Below are 15,691 nucleotides of genomic sequence, written 5' to 3' on the forward strand. Positions count from 1 at the left end.
CTTACTTCAGATCGGCGAAATCGATGTCCCAGAATTCCATTTCCCGACGCGCCTCCAGACTCCGTCCCTCTTCCGTACGACGGAGTTCGACGCGCCGGATCTTGCCCGAGATCGTCTTTGGTAAATCGCAGAATTCGATGCGACGAATGCGCTTGTAGGGTGCGAGATGGTCGCGACAGAAACGCAGGATATCGAGCGCGAGTTTGTCGTCTGCCTGAAAGCCCGAACGCAGCGTGATGAACGCCTTCGGCACGGCCAGACGCAACGGATCGGGACTGGGCACAACCCCGGCTTCCGCTACGGCGGGATGCTTGATGAGTTCACTCTCCAGCTCGAACGGGCTGATGCGATAGTCGGACGCTTTGAAGACATCGTCGGCCCGGCCGACGTAAGTGAAATAGCCACGGTCGTCGCGCATGGCGACATCGCCGGTGTGGTAATAGCCGTCGCGCATCGCGTAGGCAGTTTTCTCGCTGTCGTCTTCGTATCCTTGCATCAGCCCGGTGGGACGCGGCGACAGCACCAGCGCTACTTCGCCTTCGTCGGCTTCCGCACCCTCCGGGTCGAGCAGCACGACACGGTAGCCCGGCATCGGACGTCCCATCGCCCCCGCCTTCACGGTCTGTCCCGGCGAGTTGCCGATCTGGCAGCAGGTTTCCGTCTGTCCGTAGCCGTCGCGAATAGTGATATTCCAGGCCCGCCTCACCTGATCGATGACTTCGGGGTTCAACGGCTCGCCCGCACCGATCAGTTCGCGGAACTTCACTGGGTGGCGGGCGAGATCTTCCTGAATCATCATGCGCCAGACCGTCGGCGGCGCGCAGAGCGTCGTCACCTCGCAGCGGGCGGCCGTCTCCAGCGCGGCGCGGGCGTCGAAACGCGAGAAGTTGTAGATGAAGATCGTCGCGCCCGCATTCCATGGCGCGAAGAAGCAACTCCATGCGTGCTTCGCCCATCCCGGCGAGCTGATGTTCCAGTGCACGTCGCCCGGCTGAAGGCCGATCCAATACATGGTGGCGAGATGACCGACGGGGTAACTCTGATGCGTATGGAGCACGAGCTTGGGACGCGATGTCGTGCCTGAGGTGAAGTACAGCAACAGCGGATCGGTCGCGAGCGTGACACCGTCGGGCGTAAACTGTTCGGGTGCCTCATAGGCGGGCGTGAGCGACGTCCAGCCGTCGGGCGGATGATCGCCGACCGCGATGCGTCGATAGTCGCCGGGCAGATCGTCGAACTTGACGGCATCGCGCGCGGTGGTGACGACGTGCCGCACGCGGCCGCGCTCCAGCCGGTCGGCGAGATCGCCGGCGACGAGCAGCGTGGTGGCGGGAATCATGACGGCGCCGAGCTTCATGCACGCGAGCATGAGGTCCCAGAGCTCGACCTGATTGGGCAGCATGAGCAGGACACGGTCACCGCGTGCCACGCCCTGTGCGCGCAGGAAGTTCGCGACGCGATTGGAGCGTGCCGACATTTCGGCGAACGACAGACGCGCTTCGCGTCCGTCTTCTTCCACGACCCAGAGAGCCGGGGTGTCGTTGCCTTGCGCTTGTGGATCGAAGAAGTCCAGTGCCCAGTTGAAATGGGTGAGGACAGGCCAACGGAAATCACGGTACGCCACGTCGTAGTGGGCGCGCTGCGCGAGCAGCAGGTCGCGTGCGTCGCCGAATCCCTGGGTGTGCGGCATCGCTTGTCTCCGAGCCTCATGGGCGATGGATATAGGCAGATTTCCATTATCGTGAGGCCCTTCGAATACGACATCCGGAATAACCATCATGGATGTGGGACACCGGGCGAATGCTCAACGACGCGATGCGCGAGCGATGCCATGCGCGAAAAACGGAAGCGATTCAAGGGGTTGATGCGGCAAGCGATTGGCGGGAGGAAAAAAAGATGCGTCCGACGCGCACGCCCCCTATCTTTCGTGCGAAAAGCTCTGCTATAATCGCGTTCTTTCGAGCGATGCTTCCTAGCGATGCATCTCTCACGGGGCGTAGCGCAGCCTGGTAGCGTACCTGCATGGGGTGCAGGTGGTCGGAGGTTCAAATCCTCTCGCCCCGACCAGAATTGAAAAACCCGCACAGTCTTTGGCTGTGCGGGTTTTTTCATGTCTGCATCATTGGGACACGAAACGGCGAGTGAGCATCGCCGACGACTAGTGCCAACCGCGATGCCAACCGTAGCGCGGATGCCACCATCCCCATCCATAGTGCGCGTGATAGCGCCACGAATAGCCGGGACCCGGCACCACACCGACGGGCGCAACGTACACGACACCCGCGGGGGCAACCTCCGCCGGCTCAACCGGTGCCACCACGCAGCCGGACAGCGAGGCCGCCAACAGAAGCGGCACAACAAGGGTGTAACAGGACTTGGATTTCATGATCGATAATCTCAACGTTGTCGCCTGAACTTTGCGTAGCGCTTACTTTTGGGGTTTCAGTAGAAATGAGGGGGCGCCTGCTCTCATAACCGCCCGCTGCGCGGCAAATGTTGACGCAATGCCTTCGCGAATTTGTAAGCCCGTATTACTCCGCGTTACGACTTGGAAGGTGCCAGTAGCGTTAGCGAATAAGAGTTAAAAAAACCCGCACAGTGTTTGGCTGTGCGGGTTTTTTACTTTCCGAATCGTTGCGGCGGCGGTTAAGACATCACAACCTGCCGGATCGCTCGCATCCGGCTCGACAGCACCGCATGCGTTTGCAGCAAGAGGCGGCGCATCGGACGCTCCCACAGCACGTAGACAGCCACCGACGTAATGCCGATGACGAGGCAAAGCAACAGCAGCGTCAGCGGCCACGGAAGTAGCGTCGTCCACCCTTTCGTCATCGCGTACTTGATGATGAGCTGATGCACCATGTAGAGCGCAAAACTCGCCTCTCCAAGGAACACCAGAACTCGATTGGAAAGCCCCCGGCTCAACGCACCAGCAGAATGCGCGAACACAAAGATCATGAATGCGAACACCAACACGCCACCCGCTACGTCCAGCCAACTGCCGAATATGTGAAAACCACGTCCCAGAACGGCGGCAACGACATAACGCGAAACCACGCCAAATGCCAATAGCAACAAGATCGCGCCGACCTCAAGGACGTTCGCATGTTTCGTCACAAAACCGGAATAACGTCGCTCGCGAAACACTCGCGCGGCCCACACGCCCACGGCGAACTCGAAGAGCCTTGCAAACGGACTCTGCGAAACCAGCAGTACCGCCGAGAACCTCCATGGATCCTCAGACCACACGGTCGCATGGTTGAATTCAAGCAGAAAGAGGCCGATCGCCGTCAATATACCGATCAGGATCACCACCTTTCCGACCTGCCGGGAAGCCGCCAATACAGGAAAGAGCAGATAGAAGCCGAACTCGGCCGAAATGCTCCAGGACACGGAATTCAACGAGAAGACGTAGCCGTACTGCGGAATCCATGCATGCAACATGCTGAGATTTGTCAGCACCTTGGGTAGCCAAAAGCCATCGAACAGCATCGCGCGATCATAGGCAAACACGACCGCGAAGACACACAGCGCATGCACCGGCCACAAGCGCGCAAGTCGACTCGCATAGAACTTGGACAAGGACATCTTCGTCGCATCCGGATAAACCGTCGACAAGATGAAGCCGGACAGCACAAAGAAGAACGACACACCCAACGCCATCTGATTAATCGACGGCATCGGAATCACCACACCTTGCAGGTGATAAAAAACCACAAAGAACGCCGCAAAGAACCGAAGCGAAGTCAACGGCGCTATTCGGCCCTTCCCAGAAATTCCGCCATCCGTTGCCTCGGAATATTTATTTTGGACTCCATATAAAACGTCGGACTTCGACATGCGTGTTCGATCCCTCAACTTTGATGAGCAGAATCCCACTTGGCGGATGCAAATCGGAAATGCTGCTCAATGGCCAGCATGAATGAGTCCTGCGTCGCGTCATGCGCTATCGCGGCACATCGTTATGTCCGGACGGATGCTTCGGATCGGGTCAACGCAGGAAAGCCCGGAGGCTACCAAGCCAGCGGGCGTTGGTGACGCATGGCGGACGAGAATCAGCCACTTCCCATGGGGCGGAAGGGAAAAGGCCCAAACAGGAACCGGCCGCCTCCCATCAAATCGCGGGTAAGAAACCGGAATAATCTGTGCGAACGGGAGCCACGCTCAGTGACGGCGGGTGCCGACTGGGAGGGGGAACATGTTCAGGAGCCCGTGCGTCGTGACGGACTCCCCAAAATGCAGGAATTTTTCGCTTAATCCGACACCGGGATATAAGCCTTCATGGTATAGCGCGCGTCCGGCATGACGACCAAGCGCGCTTCGATCACGCGCATGCCTTCGTATCGAACGCATACCGGCATCACGTAGACGCAATCGAACACGCGCTGCACTGTCGGTTCGTCGCCGGGCTCTGCTGCACGAAACCGCATCGAGCGCAATCGATCCAGTAGAAAGCCACGGACGTCCTGCTCGGAGGGTGCCTCGACGCCGATAGCACGGGCGAATTCATCGTGTGCGAATTTGCGGACGAGATCCACCGTCTCGTCCAGATTGGCCTGAACCGCGACCGTTTTCATGATGTCCTCACATCGTTGCGCCGTGGTAACCGTTATGAATGTGTCAGTTTGTCGAGCTGATCCATCGTCGCCCGTCCGACTGCCCCCCCTGCGAGCGCGACGATGAAAAGATAAGACAAAATTTCCGCTTTCAAAAGACTGGATTTTTATACAGCCTCGCTCCCCGGCTTTTGCCATGCCTGCGCCCAGTCGACCAGCTCGGTTTCCGGCAGCGGTTTGCTCAGGAAATAGCCTTGCGCGAAGTCGCATCCGAGCGCGCGAAGCTTCTCCAGCGTCACAGCGTCCTCAATGCCTTCCGCCACGATGCGAATGCCCATGCTGTGGCCCAGCGCAATTGTCGAGCGTACGATCAGCGTGTCGTTTTGCTCATGCGCCATCCCCTTCACGAACGACCGGTCGATCTTGATTTCCTCCACCGGCATGCGCTTCAGATACGACAGCGATGAATAGCCTGTGCCGAAGTCGTCGATCGCAATACGCACGCCCATGCGATGCAAGCGCTCCATCGTGATCAACGCCTGCTCCGGATCGTCCATCAGCGCGCTCTCGGTAATCTCGACACACAACCAATGCGGTGCAAGCGCGTGTTCGCTCAACACCCGCTTGAGGTAATCCGGTAAATCGACGTCCACCAGATCGCGCGCGGACAAGTTGATCGACATGCCAAGCGGAATCCCTCGCGCATGCCATGCGGCGCACGTCGCGATGGCCTCCGCCGCGACCCACCGGGAAATGACGCGGATGAACCCGGTCTGCTCCGCAAACGGAATGAACTCCGCCGGCGGCACGATCCCCCGCTTCGGGTGCCGCCACCGCACCAGCGCTTCGACACGCACGGCCCTGCCGTCCGACAAGTCCACTTGCGGCTGATAGCAAAGGTACAGGCCGCCATGCTCGATCGCATGACGCAGATCGCTCATCAGCGACAAGCGGTCCCGGTCGCGACTCTCGGTATCCGGCTCGTACACTGCGACGCCCAGATTCGAACGCTTCGCCGCGTACATCGCGAGATCCGCACGCCGCAGCAGCGTGTGCATGTCCGAACCGTGATCGGGATAGACGGCGATGCCGAAGCTCGCGCCAACGTCCACCGTCTGACCGTCGACCACGATGGGCGCATCGAGGGCGCTCGCAAGCCCCGTCGCACACCGATGCGCCGCCGCCTGATCGCCGCCGCGCACGAGAATGGCGAACTCGTCGCCGCCCGGACGCGCCACCATATAGCCCGACGCCTTCAGCTCGGTGCTCAGCCGGTGCCCCGCCTCCCACAACAGGTGATCGCCGACGTGATGCCCCAGCGTGTCGTTCACGTCCTTGAAGCGGTCCATATCCATGAGGATGACGGCGAACGGGGCGCCGCCACGATACGCTTGCGTGATGTCGGCCTGCATCTGCTCGCTGAACGCCGCGCGATTCGGCAGCCTGGTCAGCGTATCGACGTAAGCCAGTTCGGTAATCCGCTCCTCGCGCTCGGCAATCGCGTTGCGCATCAGGTCGAACGCGCGCGCCAGATCGCCGGTTTCGTCGCGGCGTCGCACGTCGATGGCCGCCGCGTAATCGCCCTTGCCGATGCGTCGTGCCAGATCCACGAACGCGGCCAGCGGACGTGTCACGCTACGCGCGATCAGCGCCGCCCCGAGCACCGAAATCACAATGCCGCCGAGCGTCAGCCAGAGTAGCGTCGAGCGAAGTTGACGGAACGGACCCGCCGCCTCGGTCAACGAGCGTTGCAGCACGGCGATAACGGGAGCGGGAGCGGGAGCGGCGGCGCCCGTCCCGGACAGATTGACAACGCGTGCGGCATATCCGCTCACGCGCGACGTCGTCTCCTTCCCCGTCACGCGAATGACGTTCCGGGTCAGCGCCGTTTGCAAGTCCGCACGATCGGCCGACGGCAGCGAACTCGCCACCACCTCCCACTGTCCGGAGGCGACGCGATGCACCAGTGACACCTCCAGCCCCGACAGCTCGTGCATGTCGCGCGCGAACGCGTCGTCGAGTGCGAAGCCCATCGTCACCCAGCCGATGATCAGCGGCGCTTTGACCGGCACACTCACCAGTTCATACGCGCGGCCGCCGAGCATGCCAATCACGGAGACGGAGATGCCCGCCTTGCCTCTCAGGTTGCCGCGCGGTGTGCCGGGTAGCGCGGGGTCGGTCGCATCGGTATCGTCACCGCCGCTCACCGCGCCCGACACCCGCGAATCGGCGATCACCGCGCCGTTCAGATCGACGAGTAGCGCCACGTCTGCATGCACACGCTCGCGCACGTTCTCAAGTGCCGAGTGCATCGTCACCGGGTCATGCAGTGCCACTGCCTCACGAAATCCGAAGTCGGCCGTGACGACCTGAGCCACCTGCGTCAGTTCGTCCGCCTTGGTTTGCAGCGCCCGGCAGAACACGCGCTGGCCGACCGAAAGCTGCTCCGCGACCTGCGCGGAGGACGCGTCGTTGAGCGCCCGGCTGGCCGTCATCTGCATGACGGCGAGCACCACCAGAATCAGGGCGACGAACACCAGCGTGATCTTCGTGCGCAGACGATGCCAGCCAAGACTGGCCAATTTGCCACGCGTAATGCCAAGAAATCGGCCACGAAGGTTGCCAGGCAATCTCAGGAATGCAGGAAAGAACGACACGCGTCAGTCCCCATGCAGCGGCAACGTCAGCGAAAGCGGTTTGGCTCCTGCCGAAGCGTCCGCCGGTAGCCTGAATGTGCCCACGACGGCAGCCGGTACGTTGCCCAGACGCGGGTGCCAGACCGACACGCGGTACCGCCCCTGCGACACTTGCGGTAGCTCGCCCCGGCCGGTTGCCCCGGTCTTCGCGAAGTACGGCGTGTCCACGACCACGACGTACGCAATCATCATGTCGTGAATGTTGCAGCCGATGGTGACCACGCCGGGCTTGTCGAACACCACGCGCTTCGACCCGCCGCGATACAGCTTCAGCTCGAAGCGTTTCGCGTCGGAAAGCGAATAGACGTCGTGCGCGATGTCGTCCCGATTCGGGAAATCGATGGCCGCCCCCCTCTGCACGACGGTGACCAGCGGCATGAACATCTTGTGTTGCTGGACGATGGACGCCGCTGCCGGACGCGCCACTGGCACCTTGCCGTCTTCCGGGGTGAGATAGACGACAGCGCCATCCAGTGCGGCTCCGGTGCTGTCGCGCACCTGGAAATCCTGCGCCACGGCGGCCGCGCCGCGCAAGGCCAGCGCCAATACCGCCAGACGCGCCCCCTTGAGGGCCGCACGCAGCGGCAGACGTCCTGTTGTCTTCATGATGGAATTGCGATGTCGCGCAGTGCAAACGGAAACGGGGGAAACAGAGAAACGGGCAGTGATGGGGAGATAACGCTACAAACCCCTGAACTATTCCTACGCACCGATAGGAAATTTGCCGTCGTCGCAGTATGCGTCAGGCGACCTTGCGTTGCCTTTCAACGCGCCATCAAGCCGAACGCGTCCGCAAAAGCTGGGAAATTCGCTTTACTTTCTACTTTCGTTTTACTTTTTGGAATTTCCGTTTTGAAGGGTACGTGCACGGCGGCGCACGGGAATGCGCCGGGCCGTGTCACGTCGTTTGGGTCGTCAGGCCGTCAAACGAGCAAGCAGCGTGCGCGGACGTCCGGCACGCACTTGCGCGGCCAGTGCCGCTTCGCGCCAGCGTGCCGTGGGCACTTCCGACGGCGAGAGCAGGCTGTCGAAGCCGCACGCCCACAACATCGCCAACTGGTCGGGCAACAGCGGGCCCGCCGCACGGATGGCCCCCTTGAACTGCCACTTGTCGCGAAGGAACTTCGCCAGCGTGAAGCCACGGCCGTCGCGCGTCTTCGGGAATTCGATCACCACGAGTTCCAGCTTCGGCAACAGCGCCGCGATGCGTTCGGGGTCGTCGTGACCCTGCACGCGAATACCGGCAGGAGCTACGCCCTGTGCGTCCGCCGCGAGCCATGCGTCGAGCGGCAGCACGGTGTCATTGCTCACCTGATCCGCCGCGCTGGCATCGTTGGCGGCATTGGCGACGTCGGCCGCGACATAAGTCCAGACGTCCTCGACGGGCAGTCCGTTACGATCAATCAACATGCAAAGCTCCCTTGAATTCTTCTGCACCCACGCGTCCGAGCGTATCGATGAAGCGCTCGCCCTCGTTACGCAGCTTCAGGTAGCGTCCGAGGATGTTTTCGATCACTTGCGGCACCGCTTCGTATGAGACCCCCGGGCCGAGAATCTTGCCGACGGCCGCGTTATCGTCCGCCGAACCGCCCAGCGTGATCTGATAGTTTTCCTTGCCCGCCTTGTCCACACCGAGAATGCCGATGTGCGCCACGTGGTGATGCGCGCAAGCGTTGATGCAGCCCGACACGTTGAGCGTCACCGGGCCGATATCGCGCTGTTGCTCCTCCGTGAAGCGCAGCGCGATACGCTGCGCCACCGGCACCGAACGGGCGTTAGCCAGCGCGCAATAGTCCAGCCCCGGGCACGCAATCGCGTCTGAAATCAGACCGATGTTCGGCGTCGCCAGACCGTTGGCCTTCAACTGCTTCCACAGTGCATGCAATTCGTCGCGCTTCACGTGCGGCAGCACGAGGTTCTGCTCGTGCGTCACGCGCAGTTCGCTGAACGAGTACTGATCGGCCAGATCGGCCAGCACCAGCATTTCCTGCGCACTCGCGTCCCCCGGAATACCGCTGGCAGGCTTGAGCGAGACGACCGCGCTGATATAGCCCGGCGCTTTGTGTTCGTGCGTGCAGGTGTCGACCCAGTGCTTGAAGTCGATGTCGTTCGCGTAGGCTTGTGCGAAGACGCTCGACTCGGCGGGCAGCGTTTCGAATTCGGGGAGGATGAAACGCTCGCCAATCGCCGCGATGACGTTCTCCGCAAGCGGACGATGCGTCTGTGCAATGCGTGCGAACTCTTCCTCGATCATCTCGATGAACTTCGCGGGCTGCATTTCCTTGATGAGGATCTTGATGCGCGCCTTGTAGATGTTGTCGCGACGGCCCAGCGCGTTGTACACACGCAGAATCGCCTCGACGAAGCGCAGCAGATCGGCCTCGGGCAGCCACTCGCGCACGAGCGTGCCCACGATCGGGGTGCGGCCCAGCCCGCCGCCCGCATAGATCTGGAAGCCGACTTCGCCCCGCTCGTTCGTGCGCGCCAGAATGCCGATGTCATGGAAACGCACGGCGGCGCGGTCCGTCTGACCGCCGGTAATGGCGATCTTGAACTTGCGCGGCAGGTACGTGAATTCGGGGTGATCGGTCGACCATTGACGCAGAATCTCGGCGTACACGCGCGGGTCGACGACTTCGTCCTTGGCCGCACCGGCGAACTGATCGGTCGTTACGTTGCGGATGCAGTTACCGCTCGTCTGAATGGCGTGCAGATCGACGTCCGCCAGTGCCGACAGAATGTCCGGCGAATCGGTGAGCGTCGGCCAGTTGAATTGCAGGTTCTGACGCGTGGTGAAGTGACCGTAACCCTTGTCGTAGCGATTCGCCACGTAGGCCAACTGACGCAGCTGAACCGCGCTCAGCGTGCCGTACGGAATCGCAACGCGCAGCATGTAGCCGTGCAGTTGCAGGTACAGGCCGTTCATCAGACGGTAGACCTTGAAGTCGTCCTCGCTGAGTTCGCCGCTCAGACGGCGCGCCACCTGCTGACCGAATTCGTTCGCGCGATCCTTGAGGTACTCACGCTCCGACGGGTCATACCGATAGATGCCCGCATGTTCCGGGGCGACGGTCAGGGCCGGGGCATGCGCCAGTGCGGCTTGCGTACCCGCGTCGGCTGCCTGCTTACCGAGGTCTTCGCGCACCGAAGGGCCGCGCGCGCGCAGTTGCTCGCGAAAGTCCACCGGCACCGGGCCAGCTTCGCTCAGTTCTGCCGGACGTGGCACGGGATCGACGATCAGATTGGCAGCAGCGGACGCCTTGGCGGCGGCTTGCGCCTGATCGAGACCGTCGGCATCGAACACATGCGCCTGCGTCAGATCGTCTACCCAGTTGTGTTGTTCATCCAGCCAGACGACCAGACCGTCTTTGAGCCGGTTCGCCGAAATCAGATTGCCTGCGTTCATTCGATGCTCTCGATACTTGTAGTTTTGGCCGCGAGTTGGGGGAAAACAATTCGCGATTAGAACCGCAGGCTATCAAGAGGCGCGGGAATATACGAATATTGACTAGTTATGTAGGCATTACGAGATGTTGTTTGGCGAAAAATTGATGTAGATACCTGTATTTTTATACAGTAGTCGTGCTACATTTCCCATCATTCCATTTCATCGTGAGTGACACCATGAGCGACGCCAAATCCATCAAGTTCATCGTCGTGCCGTATCGCAAGAACAAGGACGGCGTATTACAGCCAGGTGAGTTGCGTCAGGCGAGCACGGAGTTCGGTGCGGTGCGCATTGCGCAGTCGATGGCCTCCGGCTTTGCGGGGATCGCCGCCTACGAAGTGCTGGTCGACGAAGAGGACGGCACGATGGACGCCCCGCGCGTGTTGTTCCAGGAAGGTGCCATTCCGGCGATGGCCGATTGAACGGATTGAATGGGCCGATCAATCCGGCCGCGACGGGCGGGCAATGCTGTCGAACCGCTTGGTCTGACGCGGATGTTGCAAATTGCGCGTATCGAGCGCGTTATTCGTTGCCGCCACTTCCTGATCGCTCGGCCCCGTGGACGGCCCGTTGCGCTCGCTCACCGTCCGATTGATGCTCGCGCTGGCGGCATGAGCGTCGGTGACCGTTGCGGTCGGCTTGCCCACAGCGGCCACGGCGGTGCTCACCGCCGGTGTCTGATTCGACTGACGGATGCTGCCAAGATCGCTCGAACCGAGGTACGACTGTGCACTGGCATGACCGAACGTCAGAAGGCCTGTCAGACATACAATGGCTGCGAAGAATTTGGTGTGGTTCATATGGCCCCCGTTAGGTGATTCGTTAGCTTTCGACATGGAGCCATTGTCTCAGCGTCTTTTCGCGTTGTCGCCGACATAAATCACAGTTGACGCCCGCCGCCACCTCTCGACTTCGTCCTAAGTACCACTGCACTGACGCGATTGCGTCCATTTTGCTTGGCCAGACGCAGTTGCTCGCCCGCCGCCTTCAAAATCGCCTCGGCGCTATCGCACTCCGCCGCCCGCCCGGTGGCGGCCCCCACGCTCACCGTCACCGTACCTGCCGTACTCCCCTCGTGACCGATATGCAGACGCTCGATATCACGACGCAGTTGCTCGGCCATGACTTCGGCCCCATGCGCGTCGGTGTCGGGCAGCACCACGGCAAACTCTTCTCCGCCGTAGCGCGCAGCCATATCGCTGTCGCGTCGCACATGCCCGCCGATATTTTTCGCGACGGCACGCAGGACGTCGTCGCCAATCGAGTGGCCATAGGCGTCGTTGAAATGCTTAAAGTCGTCGATATCCGCGAACAGGATCGATAACGGGCTGCCCGAGCGTTTCGCACGCCGCCATTCGCTGCCGAGTTTGGCGTCCAGCGCCCGCCGATTGGCGAGTCCTGTGAGTCCATCGGTCATCGACAGGCTCATGAGCCGTGCAGCGGCCGCGGTCCTTGTGCGCATCGCGGCCACCAGCAACCAGGAGCCCGCCATCAGCGTGGCAGCACACGCGAGGGCAATCGCACCGAACAATAGGGCGTGGCGCTGCCATTCGTGCAGAAGGTCATCCGTCGACGGCGTGACTACGACGAACATCGATGCCCCCGGCACCCGCACTGACCGGTACTCGCTCGCCTGCGTCCCACGCGGAAATGCCAGCGCTGCCGCGAGATCGCCGTTACGCGCCGCGTTGCCCGGCAAAACGACAAGTTGGCCCGGTCTCGCACCCGCGCAAGGATCGCAGGCCAGCACCGTGCCCTTCTCTTCCACGATGTCGATGGATTTCAGATCGGCCGAATCCACGTCGCTCACCAGCGTGCTGAGACGATCCAGCCGCAGCGCAAGCACTGCGACCCCAGCAAACGAATGATCGGGGGCCGCGATGCGGCGCGTAAGCGCGACCGACAACCGGCCGCCATGAGTACGTGACGCGTAGGGCTGGGAGATATACAGGCCGAGCGACGGGCTGCTCTCATGCGAGCGGAAGTAATCGCGATCGGCCACGCTAACGGGGGCGCCCTGCGTCCGGTCGAGCGGCGCGGCAATGCGCCCGTTCTTGTCGACGACGTAAGCATCGTCCAGAAAGTCCCGGCTCAGCGCCTGTCCGAAGCGTACACGGTCGCGCACCCGGTCCGGAAACAGCGGCGTGGCCGGATCTTCCGCCTCACGCACCATCTCCATGAGCAGTGCATCGTAGACCGCGATGTTGCCGCCCAGGCTCGCCGCGACCACCGACGCCACACTTTGCGCCCGCTCCAGCGCATGTTCGTGGCGCGCCTGCCGGTCGGCGCGCAGCAGCAGCGCTACGCCAGCGAGGATCGCCAGCGCGATGATCGTGCCGATCACACCGATCATCCACGGGTAGTCGTCGAACTTGCGGGACACCGCTTGCAGCCGCTTACGGATCCAGTTTCCGGCCGGACTGCGCGAACTTGGTACACCTGAGCTTGTAGTCATAGCGAATGGCCTGACAGCGATACCGGTGTGAAGATCGGCGAGGATGCCGCGCGCTAACGTGCATCAACATACATCAATGTGCGCCAAAGTCCTCTAACGCACATTCCGAGAGATGTCATCGAGCAGCGGCACGATAGCCAGCATGATGAGCACCACGGCGAGCGGAATCGTGGAGACGAAACCCAGATGCTTGAAGCCCAGCGCCCCCGTCATGCCGCCCAGAAAGAACATACCCAGCAGCGCGCAGAGCAGTCGCAGCTTCTGCCGGTCACCGGTCACGCGCGGCAACTCCTGCGCCACACCCGGCCGGTTCCAGTAACCCATCTTGCCGAGTTCGATACCGATATCCGTTACGAGACCGGTTACGTGCGTCGTCCGAATTTCGGCCCGGGATATCTTGGTGATGATGGCGTTCTGCAAGCCCATCACATAGCACAGCAGTCCCACCGTGGCGGGCACGTACAAGACCCGGTGACTTTCCAGATTCGCGCCCATTACGCCGAACGTCAGCAGGAGCAGCGCTTCGAACATGAGCGGTGCCGCGTACTCGCTGTGGGTATGGTGGCGACGTCCCCAATGGATCAGCACGCTCGATGTGGCCGCCCCGAGCAGGAACGACAGCAAAGCGCTTAGCCCCGCGAGCACCAGCACCAGTTGACCGAGCGCGAGATTATCGGAGAGCGACGCCACGATCCCCGACATATGCGACGTATATTGCCCGACGGCGAGAAAACCGCCTGCATTGGCAGCCCCGGCGACGAAAGCGAGCGAGCAGCCCAAACGCCGGTTCGCCGCATCCGTGCGCACCGGTTGGGTAAAGCCACGAAGGTAGTTGATCGGCATGACGCTGGAGTCCCCGGCTTCGCACTTGGAGTATTCTAATGTGCGTTGACGCAAAGTCGACGAGTGACTTGGGGGAGATCAACAATAATGATCGAGTGCTACGCATACACCAGCCGAGCCCTACCCGATCTTGATCCGGTGGCGCTCTCGAAAATCATCGTGCATTCCCGCGGATTCAACGAGAGCTATGGCATCACCGGCCTGCTGCTTTACGACGGCACGACTTTCTATCAATACATCGAAGGGCCTGCCGAGCCGCTGGCGGATGCCCGCCAGCGCATCGAAGCGTCGCGTCACCACTCGTCCATCCAGGTGCTGCTCGACGGCACGCCCCGCCAGCCCGGCGCGTTCTCGACGTGGAGTCTCGGCTATCTGATGCTCGACGAGCCAGCGCACGCGCTGCATGCCTTCGTGATGCCCGCCGACCACGCGCAACTCGTGGGGGCCTTCAACGTGCTTGCGGAAAAGGCCGACGTGATGTGACCTCGGCTTGCGGGTACGTTCATATGCACAGTACCTGACCTTGAAAACAACAACGCCGGGCCACCCTGAGGGACCCGGCGTTTTCGTGCCGCAGGCGTGACGCATATCACGCCCACGACAGCATCATTACTGCTCGATCTGACGGTTCCAGCGCTGATCCCACTGCGCGCGACGCTGGTTGATGGCGTCCCAATCGACCGTCTTGATGTTCTTGGTCAGGTCGTCGAGCTTGCCCAGACGCGTCTGCATCGTGGCCGGGACGGTAGCCTTCGGGTTCGTCGGGATGTACGCACCGGCGGCAGCGGCCAGCGACTGACCCTTGGCCGACAGCAGATACTGCGCGAGCTTCTGCGCCATCGCGTTGTCCGGGCTGTTCTTCACCACACACAGGTCGACGAGCAACTGCACCGCACCTTCCTTCGGCGCGACATAGCCGACCTGAATACCCTTGTCCTGAAGATCGCTCACGGCCGTCGGCGTCAGCGGGAAGATCGCGGCTTCGCCCGTCTGGATCATCTCGGAGAGCTTGGCCGAGTTCGGGATGTACTCGACCACGTTCGGGCCGACTGTCGACGCCCACTTCGTGAAGCCCGGCTCGACGTTCGTCTCGCTGCCACCCCAGATGCGGTTCAGTGCGAGGAAGCCGTGAAGGCCGAACGTGCTGCTCGACGCCGACTGGAACACCACCTTACCCTTGAACTTCGGATCGGCGAAGTCGGTCCACGAGGTCGGTGCGGCCCAGCCCTTCTCCTTGAACAGTTTGGTGTTGTAGCCGATACCGGTCATGCCCAGTTGCACGCCGGCGCCCATATCGTCCTTCACGCGTGCGGACGGCATCAGCTCCTTGAGCACGGGCGAATCGTCCAGCTTCTGGCACACGCCCATGCTGATGGCGCGCGCCATCACGCCGTCGTCCAGGAACACGACGTGCATTTGCGGGCTGTTACGGTTGGCAAGCAGCTTGGCCAGCACGTCCGACGACGTGCCCGGCACCACCACGACCTTCACGTTGTTGGCCTTCTCGAACTCCGGGAAGACCTGGCTCGTGTAAGCCTTTTCCATCGGGCCGCCATTCATGCCGATGTAAAGCGTTTTGGACTGCGACCAGGCTGCGCTGCTAGCGCCCAATGCCAGCGCCGCAGCGCACATGACGACCTTCTTAGACAGCTTCATCGTGGTTCTCCTTGCGTTTCCAGGGTGTTAGGAATGT

Annotated in this window: 14 protein-coding genes and 1 tRNA gene; 3 read left to right on the plus strand and 12 right to left on the minus strand. The window is 61.7% G+C overall.

Going from position 1 to position 15,691, the window contains the following annotated elements:
• Position 1: 1 nt before the first annotated feature.
• Positions 2-1,690: an AMP-binding protein gene (locus NTU39_RS16100; protein WP_257958055.1), complete on the minus strand. Its 1,689-nt coding sequence runs from the start codon at positions 1,688-1,690 to the stop codon at positions 2-4.
• Between the two features lie 300 nt (positions 1,691-1,990).
• Here NTU39_RS16100 and NTU39_RS16105 point away from each other — a divergent pair.
• Positions 1,991-2,067, plus strand: a tRNA-Pro gene (locus NTU39_RS16105).
• A gap of 91 nt (positions 2,068-2,158) precedes the next feature.
• On the opposite strand, the gene NTU39_RS16110 is transcribed toward NTU39_RS16105, so the two are convergent.
• The 7 genes from NTU39_RS16110 to NTU39_RS16140 all read right to left on the minus strand — a co-directional run bounded on the left by NTU39_RS16110 (position 2,159) and on the right by NTU39_RS16140 (position 10,658).
• Positions 2,159-2,386, minus strand: a complete 228-nt coding sequence (locus NTU39_RS16110) for a hypothetical protein (protein WP_150663099.1) — start codon at positions 2,384-2,386, stop codon at positions 2,159-2,161.
• A gap of 260 nt (positions 2,387-2,646) precedes the next feature.
• A complete protein-coding gene (locus NTU39_RS16115; protein ID WP_257958056.1) occupies positions 2,647-3,840 on the minus strand; it encodes an acyltransferase family protein in 1,194 nt (397 codons plus the stop codon).
• 413 nt (positions 3,841-4,253) lie between these two features.
• Complete coding sequence (locus NTU39_RS16120; RefSeq protein ID WP_257958057.1) at positions 4,254-4,577, minus strand: hypothetical protein; 324 nt, start codon at positions 4,575-4,577, stop codon at positions 4,254-4,256.
• Positions 4,578-4,723: 146 nt separating this feature from the next.
• Positions 4,724-7,213 (minus strand): bifunctional diguanylate cyclase/phosphodiesterase, encoded by a 2,490-nt coding sequence (locus NTU39_RS16125; RefSeq protein WP_257958058.1) that lies wholly within the window; start codon positions 7,211-7,213, stop codon positions 4,724-4,726.
• Between the two features lie 3 nt (positions 7,214-7,216).
• Positions 7,217-7,858 carry a methylamine utilization protein gene (locus NTU39_RS16130; RefSeq protein ID WP_257958059.1) on the minus strand — a complete coding sequence of 214 codons (642 nt, stop codon included), beginning with the start codon at positions 7,856-7,858 and terminating at the stop codon, positions 7,217-7,219.
• A 309-nt stretch (positions 7,859-8,167) separates the two neighbouring features.
• Positions 8,168-8,662: a DUF934 domain-containing protein gene (locus NTU39_RS16135; protein ID WP_150663103.1), complete on the minus strand. Its 495-nt coding sequence runs from the start codon at positions 8,660-8,662 to the stop codon at positions 8,168-8,170.
• Positions 8,652-10,658, minus strand: coding sequence for a DUF2849 domain-containing protein (locus tag NTU39_RS16140; RefSeq protein WP_150663104.1), 2,007 nt, complete (start codon positions 10,656-10,658; stop codon positions 8,652-8,654). The genes NTU39_RS16135 and NTU39_RS16140 overlap by 11 nt, the downstream gene beginning before the upstream one ends.
• A gap of 218 nt (positions 10,659-10,876) precedes the next feature.
• Here NTU39_RS16140 and NTU39_RS16145 point away from each other — a divergent pair, with 218 nt between their 5' ends.
• A complete protein-coding gene (locus NTU39_RS16145; protein ID WP_039402924.1) occupies positions 10,877-11,122 on the plus strand; it encodes a hypothetical protein in 246 nt (81 codons plus the stop codon).
• Between the two features lie 18 nt (positions 11,123-11,140).
• Here NTU39_RS16145 and NTU39_RS16150 read toward each other — a convergent pair whose 3' ends face one another.
• The 3 genes from NTU39_RS16150 to NTU39_RS16160 all read right to left on the minus strand — a co-directional run bounded on the left by NTU39_RS16150 (position 11,141) and on the right by NTU39_RS16160 (position 13,998).
• Entirely contained in the window at positions 11,141-11,500 is a 360-nt protein-coding gene (locus tag NTU39_RS16150; protein ID WP_150663105.1) for a hypothetical protein, read from the minus strand.
• Positions 11,501-11,580: 80 nt separating this feature from the next.
• Positions 11,581-13,155 carry a GGDEF domain-containing protein gene (locus NTU39_RS16155; protein WP_257958060.1) on the minus strand — a complete coding sequence of 525 codons (1,575 nt, stop codon included), beginning with the start codon at positions 13,153-13,155 and terminating at the stop codon, positions 11,581-11,583.
• Between the two features lie 93 nt (positions 13,156-13,248).
• Positions 13,249-13,998, minus strand: a complete 750-nt coding sequence (locus NTU39_RS16160) for a YoaK family protein (RefSeq protein WP_150663107.1) — start codon at positions 13,996-13,998, stop codon at positions 13,249-13,251.
• Between the two features lie 159 nt (positions 13,999-14,157).
• Between NTU39_RS16160 and NTU39_RS16165 the strand changes: the two genes are divergently transcribed.
• Positions 14,158-14,481, plus strand: coding sequence for a BLUF domain-containing protein (locus NTU39_RS16165; RefSeq protein WP_246184433.1), 324 nt, complete (start codon positions 14,158-14,160; stop codon positions 14,479-14,481).
• Between the two features lie 126 nt (positions 14,482-14,607).
• Here the strand turns inward: NTU39_RS16165 and NTU39_RS16170 are convergent, their stop codons facing one another.
• Positions 14,608-15,654, minus strand: a complete 1,047-nt coding sequence (locus tag NTU39_RS16170) for an ABC transporter substrate-binding protein (RefSeq protein ID WP_150663109.1) — start codon at positions 15,652-15,654, stop codon at positions 14,608-14,610.
• Positions 15,655-15,691 lie beyond the last annotated feature (37 nt).

It is taken from the genome of Pandoraea commovens, assembly GCF_024704525.1.
In the GTDB taxonomy this organism is placed as follows: Bacteria; Pseudomonadota; Gammaproteobacteria; order Burkholderiales; family Burkholderiaceae; genus Pandoraea; species Pandoraea commovens.